The sequence below is a fragment of the Mesorhizobium sp. M4A.F.Ca.ET.050.02.1.1 genome, assembly GCF_003997725.1.
GTDB lineage: Bacteria > Pseudomonadota > Alphaproteobacteria > Rhizobiales > Rhizobiaceae > Mesorhizobium.
On the sequence record NZ_RZSG01000017.1, the window covers coordinates 20,009 to 27,156 of the forward strand.

The 7,148-nt window shown below is 65.7% G+C and carries 6 protein-coding genes; all 6 read right to left on the bottom strand.

Annotation, left to right across the window (positions count from 1 at the left end; all coding sequences use genetic code 11):
* Positions 1 to 939, bottom strand: a complete 939-nt coding sequence (locus EOA33_RS02925; RefSeq protein ID WP_126058036.1) for a sugar ABC transporter permease — start codon at positions 937 to 939, stop codon at positions 1 to 3.
* Positions 939 to 2,276, bottom strand: a complete 1,338-nt coding sequence (locus EOA33_RS02930) for a sugar ABC transporter substrate-binding protein (RefSeq protein ID WP_126058035.1) — start codon at positions 2,274 to 2,276, stop codon at positions 939 to 941. Before EOA33_RS02930 ends, EOA33_RS02925 begins: the two co-directional genes overlap by 1 nt.
* Positions 2,277 to 2,338: 62 nt before the next feature.
* Positions 2,339 to 2,998: a GntR family transcriptional regulator gene (locus tag EOA33_RS02935; RefSeq protein ID WP_126058034.1), complete on the bottom strand. Its 660-nt coding sequence runs from the start codon at positions 2,996 to 2,998 to the stop codon at positions 2,339 to 2,341.
* A gap of 19 nt (positions 2,999 to 3,017) precedes the next feature.
* Positions 3,018 to 3,902: a dihydrodipicolinate synthase family protein gene (locus tag EOA33_RS02940; RefSeq protein WP_126058033.1), complete on the bottom strand. Its 885-nt coding sequence runs from the start codon at positions 3,900 to 3,902 to the stop codon at positions 3,018 to 3,020.
* Positions 3,903 to 4,098: 196 nt separating this feature from the next.
* The gene (locus tag EOA33_RS02945; protein ID WP_126058032.1) at positions 4,099 to 5,493 is read right to left on the bottom strand and encodes a multicopper oxidase family protein; all 1,395 of its coding nucleotides are present in this window, start codon (positions 5,491 to 5,493) and stop codon (positions 4,099 to 4,101) included.
* 203 nt (positions 5,494 to 5,696) lie between these two features.
* Positions 5,697 to 7,073, bottom strand: a complete 1,377-nt coding sequence (chrA, locus tag EOA33_RS02950) for a chromate efflux transporter (protein ID WP_348628211.1) — start codon at positions 7,071 to 7,073, stop codon at positions 5,697 to 5,699.
* Positions 7,074 to 7,148 lie beyond the last annotated feature (75 nt).

Below are 7,148 nucleotides of genomic sequence, written 5' to 3' on the forward strand. Positions count from 1 at the left end.
TTATTTGCCCTCCGCGTTGATCCATTGCGAGCGCTGGCGCAGCATCAACAGGATGAAGGACAGCGCCACGATCACAACGAAGAACACCACGGCCATGGCCGAGCCGTAGCCGATGTCGTAGTAGGAGAAGGCGGTGTTGTAGAGATAGATGTTGATGGTTTCCGACGCCGTGCCCGGACCGCCTTGGGTCATGGCGTAGATGATGTCGAAGCTTTTAAGCGCATCGATGGTGCGGATGATGACGGCAATCATCAGGAACGGCGCGATCATCGGCAGCGTCAGGTAGCGGAACTGCTGCCAGGCATTGGCGCCGTCGATCTCGGCGCTCTCGAACGGCTCGCGCGGCACCGAGGCCAGCCCGCCCAGCACGATCAGCATCACCAGCGGCGTCCACTGCCAGGTCTCGACCGCGACCAGCGAGGGAATGACCGTCTTGGCGTTGAATATCCATTCCTGCGCCGGAATGCCGACCAGCGACAGGAGATAGTTGAGCACGCCGAGCTGCGGGTGGAACATCATCGTCCACACCAGCGCCACGGCGACCGGCGTTGCCATCATCGGCATCACGAAGATGCCGCGCAGCAGGCCGCGCAGCGGGACCTTTGCATCGAAGATCAGTGCGGCGACGGTGCCGAGGAACATCGGCGCGACGACCGACAGGAAGGTGTAGGTCAGCGTATGCCAGAGCGATTCCCAGAACCGCGGGTCGCTCGCCAGGCGGAGATAGTTTTCCATGCCGGCAAAGCTGCGCGACTGGCCGAGCGTCCAGCTGTTGACGCTCATCCACAGCGTGAAGGCCCAGGGAAAGACGATCACCGCGCCGACGACGACGAGCGCCGGCAGGACGAAGGGCCAGTAGTTGGGAGCCAGACGCACCGTCTGGCTCCCTTCCATGGCTTCCATCGTCACCCCGGCCCGTTCTGGGGTGGTGGCGGACATCAGCCTTGCTCGCTCCGGTCGAGGACCGGCTGGAACTGCTCGGTGGCCTTCTTCAGCTCCTCCGCCGGATCGGCGCCGGCGATCATGTTGCTCAGCGCCACGCCATAGATGTCGCGGAACTCGGTCACCGGGATGATGACCGGCAGCGCCAGCCGGCTGACATTGCCGGATCCGACCACGGCGTCGAGCCAGCTTGCCGGCATGGTGACGCCTTCGCGTACTTTGGGATCCTCCAGCACCGACTTGCGGAACGGCACGCCGGCGCCCGCCTGCAGCAGCCGCGCGCCCATGACGGGCGACACCGCCCACTGGCAGAACAGATAGGCGGCCTCCTTCTTCTCGCTGGCCGCCGTGACGCCGATGCCGTCGCCGAACGTGCCCGAGGCATGCGCCTTGGGCCCTTTGGGCATGACGCCATAGCCGACCTTGCCGACCACTCTCGACTTTTCCGGATTCTCCATCGGCGGGGCGAATCCGACACCGTCGAACCACATGCCGATCTTGCCCTGGAGGAAGGCGGACTGCGCCTCGGCCCAGTTGAAGCCGGTAACGCCGGGAGGCGCCGATTTGGTCATCAGCCGCTGGTAGAGGCCAGCGGCCTCGACCGCCTCGGGCGAGAGGGTGCGCAGCTTGCCGTCGGCGTCGAGCGGCGTCATGTCGTAGCCCAGCATCAGCGACGTCCACACCGGCGTGTTGGCGTTCTTCAGTCCGCGGGCGACAAAACCATAGGTGTTGGCTGAAGCATCGGTCAGCGCCTCGGCGGCGGCGACCAGCTGCTCGAACGTCTCGGGATATTTGAGGCCCTTGGCCTCGAACAGCTCCTTGTTCCAGTAGAGGATCCAGTAGTCGACCGAGAACGGCAGCGAGCGCAGCGCGCCTTGCGCGTCCTTGGCGAAGACCATGCCGGCATCGGCGAAGTCACCCTCGACCAGCGCCGAATCCGTGAGCGTCGGATCGGCGAGATAGCCGGAGATATCGGCCAGCCAGCCGCCCTTCTCGAACTGCCGCTTCTGCACGTGGTAGCTGAGATGCACGACATCGAAGCTCGGCTTGCCGGAGCTGAGCTCGATCACCGTCTTCTGGCGCTGCTGCTGTTCGGGCGTCGCTTCGGCATTGACCTTCATGCCGGTCAGTTCCTCGAACTCGGCGAGGTATTTTATCAGCGTGTCGCTGCGCGGGCTCTTGACCAGATTGACGTCGAGCGTGGTGCCGGCAAAGCGCTTCCAGTCGACGCCGGCGGCAAAGCCGGGGCGCAGGCCGGCGAGGCCGGCGGCGGCAAGAGCGGCGGTTCCGGCAAGCAGCTGCCTTCTGGTTGGGGTAAACGGATTGGACGACATTTCTTCCTCCCGGGTTGCTGTCGTTGTGGATTGCGCCGCTGCCGCGGCGCGGCTCATTTCCCTCAGATCTGCAGCGCCAGCCGGCGCGCATTGTCGATGTGCAGGCTGATCGCCTCGACCGCCTTTTGCGGGTTGCGGCTTTCCATGGCCTCGATCACCGCCAGGTGCTCGCGCATGACCGGCACGACGCGGCCGTCGATGCGGAACCGCTCCTGGTGGATCAGCCGGATCTTCACCGAATTGACAAGGTAGGCCTTGGCGATGATCTCGTTGTCCAGCGCGTCGATGAAGGTGTCATGCATGGCCCAGTCGATGGCCTGCGCCTTTGCCTCCATCTCCGGCGTCGCCGGCTGCGCCAGCGCCTCAGCGAGCATCTCCTCATGCTCGCGCCGCAAACGGGCGAGCTCGGCATCGGCGGCATTGACGGTGAACAGCGCCACCGCCTCGCGCTCCATGAACAGGCGGAACTGGAAGGCCTCGCGGATCAGGTTGATGTCGATATGCGCGATCTGCATGCCGCGCTGCGGAATGGTGGTGAGCAGGCCCTCGGCTTCGAGCCGCGGCACGATCTCGCGGATGGCGCCGAGCGGCAGCCCGGTGAAGGCAACCAGTTCGCGCTGCGACACGAACTGCCCGGGCCTCAGATCGCGCGCCAGCAAATGCCGGGTGAAGCTGGCATAGGCCTTTTCCCTGAGGGTCGCCGGTTCGCTGCTGTCTTCCATTCAGCGCTTCCTTTGCCGGTCAGGCCGGCTCTGTCGCAAACAATTGGTCATAGGCTGCGGCAAGCTGCTTGCGCCCCTGCTGGGAGGTCGGCTCCAGCGGCGGACGAACCGCGAGCCAGCCGTCATCGCCGGTTCGGCGCGCCAGCATCGCCTTGACCGCCGGTATGACCGGAAATTTGAGCAGTTCGAGCACGAAATTCTCGACCCGGGCATCGTCGCGACCCTCCACCGCCATGGCGCGGATCTCGCCGGTGACGAAATTGGCCATGCCGGAAATGGCGCCCTGCCCGCCCCGGCGCACGCTTCTCGCCAGGTGCCGCTCGTCGCCAATCAGGATCACCAGGTCGCCATGCGCGGCAAGCAGCGCCTCGCTGTAGCTCCAGTCGCCACCCGAATCCTTGACACCTGCGACCACGTTCGGAAAGGCAGTGCGCAGCCGGCTAATCAGGCTGAGCGGCAACGGCACCATGGTGACCGACGGGATGTTGTAGAGCAGGATATCGCGGGCCAGCGGACCCAGCGCCGCGAAGACGGCGGCAAACCATCCGAACAGTCCGTCCTCGCCGACATTCTTGAAATAGCTCGGCGGCGCCAAAAGGATGTTGCGGGCGCCCAGTTGCAGCGCGTGCCGCGCCTGCTCGGCCGCGTCTTCGGCCGCATCGACAAGCACGCCGGAAACGAGCTGATGCGCCGGGATGCCGGCGGCAAGCATGGCCTCGATGATGCGGCGCCGCTCTTCGGTGCCGATCGAGGCACCTTCGCCGGTGGTGCCGAACAGCGTAGCGCTGCCGCAGCCGGCGCCAAGGCAAGCCTTGGCCTGCGCGACCATCGCGGGAACCGCGATCTGCCCGGACGCGTGAAAAGGCGTCGCCAGGGCGACCGAAAGACCAAAGCGCGAAGTCACTGCGAAAGCTCTCCTGATGTCACTATGTGGGCAGCTTTATCACACTAACATGTTAGTTGTAAATGCGCGGTCGCGAGTTTTGGAAATGGCACCCGTTCAAGTTTGGAAACGCCGGGGCGCAACATCCGGAGTGGCTGCGAAAAAACCAGCCTTTGCCCGCGCCGCGAGCCGCCGTCATGCGTTGCGACCAGTCCTTTCAGGCTACCCGGATATAGCTCGTCATCCCCGACTTCTGGTGCTCGATGATGTGGCAATGCAGCAGCCAGTCGCCGGGATTGTCGGCCACGAAACCCAGCTGAACCTTCTCGGCGGGCTGGATGAGATAGGTGTCGGAGACGAGCGGCTGGACCCGGCGCGTCGACGACGACAGCACCTTGAAGCTCATCCCATGCAGATGGATCGGGTGCGATTGCGGCGTCAGGTTCTCCATGTCGATGACATAGCTCCTGCCGAGCTTCAGTTCGGCCAGCGGCGCGGTCGGGTCCGGCGTGTCGCCCGGCCACGGCACCTTGTTGATCGCCCAGAAACTGTAACCGAGCGAGCCGCAGATGCCGTCGGCCGGAACGTTTTCCGCGGTGGCGCTGAGCGCCAGCGAAATGTGCTTCGCGCTGGCGACATCGACCTCCGCCACCGGATTGGCTTCCAGCGCCGCGAGATCGCGAACGTCGCGCCTAAGCGACTTTCCGACCGCGCGCAGCGTCGCCAGTATTTTGGGCTTGGTGCCCCTGACGTCCCTGAGGCTGACGATGGCACCCTCGTCGTCGGGCATGCGTATGGCAAGGTCGAGCCGCTGGCCGGGTCCAAGTTGCAAGGCGTCGGGCGCGAAGCGCTGCGGCACGGGATTGCCGTCGAGCGCGACGACTGCCGCCTCGGCTCCCTCGACACGGAAGGCGTAGACGCGGGTGACGTCGGTAATGGCGGCCCTCAGCCGCACCAAACCGCCGGCGGGCGCATCGAATTGCGGCTGGTCGAGCCAGTTGGCGGTGCGCACCGTCCCATAGGTGCCCGCCCTTGCTGCATCGCGAGGCCGGAACTGGTCGATGAACTGGCCGTCATCGCCGAGTCGCCAGTCGCGCAGATTGATCACCATTTCGGCATCGAATTGCGGATCGTTCGGGTTCTCGACCACGATCACGCCGGTCAGCCCATGGCCCATCTGGGTCAGCGTGTTGCAGTGCGGGTGATACCAGAAGGTGCCGGCGTCCGGCGGCGTGAACGCGTAGTCGAAATGATCGCCGGTGTAGACATAGGGCTGCACCAGGAACGGCACGCCGTCCATCTTGTTGGGAACGCGGATGCCGTGCCAATGGATCGTCGTCGGATCGTCGAGGCCGTTGATCAGCCGCGCGGCGAACGGCTCACCCTTCTTCATCCTGAGCACTGGCGGCATGCCGGCCTCGCCATAGGTGAGCACATCCCTGGTCTGGCCGACATCCATCAGCTTCGCCTCGATCCTCGCCGTCTTCAGCATCACCGGATCGGGCCTGGCCAAGGCCCGGCTGGCGAACCTGCCCATGGCGCACAGCCCGATACCGGCCGCGCCGGCCACCGCCGTGGTTTTCAGAAGGTTGCGGCGCGTCAGTAGCGTCATGCTGCGTTCCAACTCGAAAGGACAATCCTGGCACCGGGCCTCATTGCGGCAAAGCGCACAAAGCGTGTAGCCCCCGATGCTGCCCGCCGACAACACCACGTCGTTCGATCGGACCGGAAATCACCCTGCCGTGATGGCCGCACCGGTTGCGGCCAGACCGATGCGCCGCCGTCTTGCAGCGTGCCGCCGTGATGGCGCAGGCGTCAAAGCGCCTGCAACGCCAGCCCCGCCAGCGCCGATGCGGCCAGCGTCGGAAGCATGCCGACCCCGAGCCTGAGCATGGCGACCATCGCTGCGATCGAAAGCAGCGCGGCGCGCCAGTCGAGCGACGACAGCACCGGGATCTCCATGCCCAGGCCGACGCTGCGCACCGTGCCGAAGACGACATGCAGCGCGAACCAAAGCGCCAGGTTCATCACCACGCCGACGACGGCCGCGGTGATCGCGCCGAGCGCCGCCGACAGCGCCTTGTTCTGCCGTAGCTGTTCGATGTAGGGCGCGCCGAGAAAGATCCAGAAGAAGCAGGGCACGAAGGTCACCCACAAGGTCAGCAGCGATCCGAGCGCCCCGCCGAGCAGCGGGTTTATCGCGCCGGCGTGCCGGTATGCGGCGACGAAACCAACGAACTGCAGCACCAGGATGAGCGGCCCGGGCGTCGTCTCGGCAAGGCCGAGCCCATCGACCATTTCGCCGGGCGCCAGCCAGCCGAACGACGACACCGCCGCTTGCGCGACATAGGCGAGAACCGCATAGGCGCCCCCGAAGGTGACGACCGCCATGACGCTGAAGAAGCTGCCTAGTTGCGACCAGACGCTGGCCGGTCCGGTCAGCGCCGCGATCAGCGCCACCGGCCCGAGCCAGATCGGCAGCCAGATGGCGATGGTGCGCGGCGCGTGCCACTTCGTCGGCCTGGTGTGCTCGAGTTCGCCGCGCTCGAACATCAGGTCGACGGCGCCCTTGCTGTCGTCGGCAACGCCACTCTTGCCATGCGCCGACCCGGAAAACAGGGCCGGCGCGACGCGGTTGCCGACCCAGCCAGCCAGTCCGGCCAGCAGGATGATCAGCGGGAACGGCAGCTTGACGACATAGATGGCGAGGAAGGCGGCGACCGCGATCGCCACCATCACCCGGTTCTTGAGCGCCCGCTTGCCGATGCGGATGACGGCCTCGACCACCACCGCCAGCACCGCCGCCTTGACGCCGAAAAACAGCGCCTCGATGACCGGCGCATCATTGTAGAGCATGTAGAAGCTGCTGAGGCCGAGCATCACCAGCGCCCCCGGCAGCACGAACAGGATGCCTGCGACGAGACCGCCGGCGGTCCGGTGCAGCAGCCAGCCGACATAGACGGCAAGCTGCTGCGCCTCGGGACCAGGCAGGAGCATGCAATAATTGAGCGCATGCAGGAAACGCTGCTCGCCAATCCAGCGGCGCTCCTCGACCAGTTCCTTGTGCATCAGGGCGATCTGCCCGGCCGGCCCGCCGAAGGAGAGCAGCCCGATCCTGGCCCACAGCCGCACCGCCTCCCTGAAACTCGGCGCCGGCGGCACACGGGCGGTCTCGGCATCGTTGCCCGCCATGAGGTCGTTCATAACGGCTTGCTCCCGCTCGGCCAGTTGTGCGTTTCCTCGGTGGCGTCGCGGCACCATCTGAAG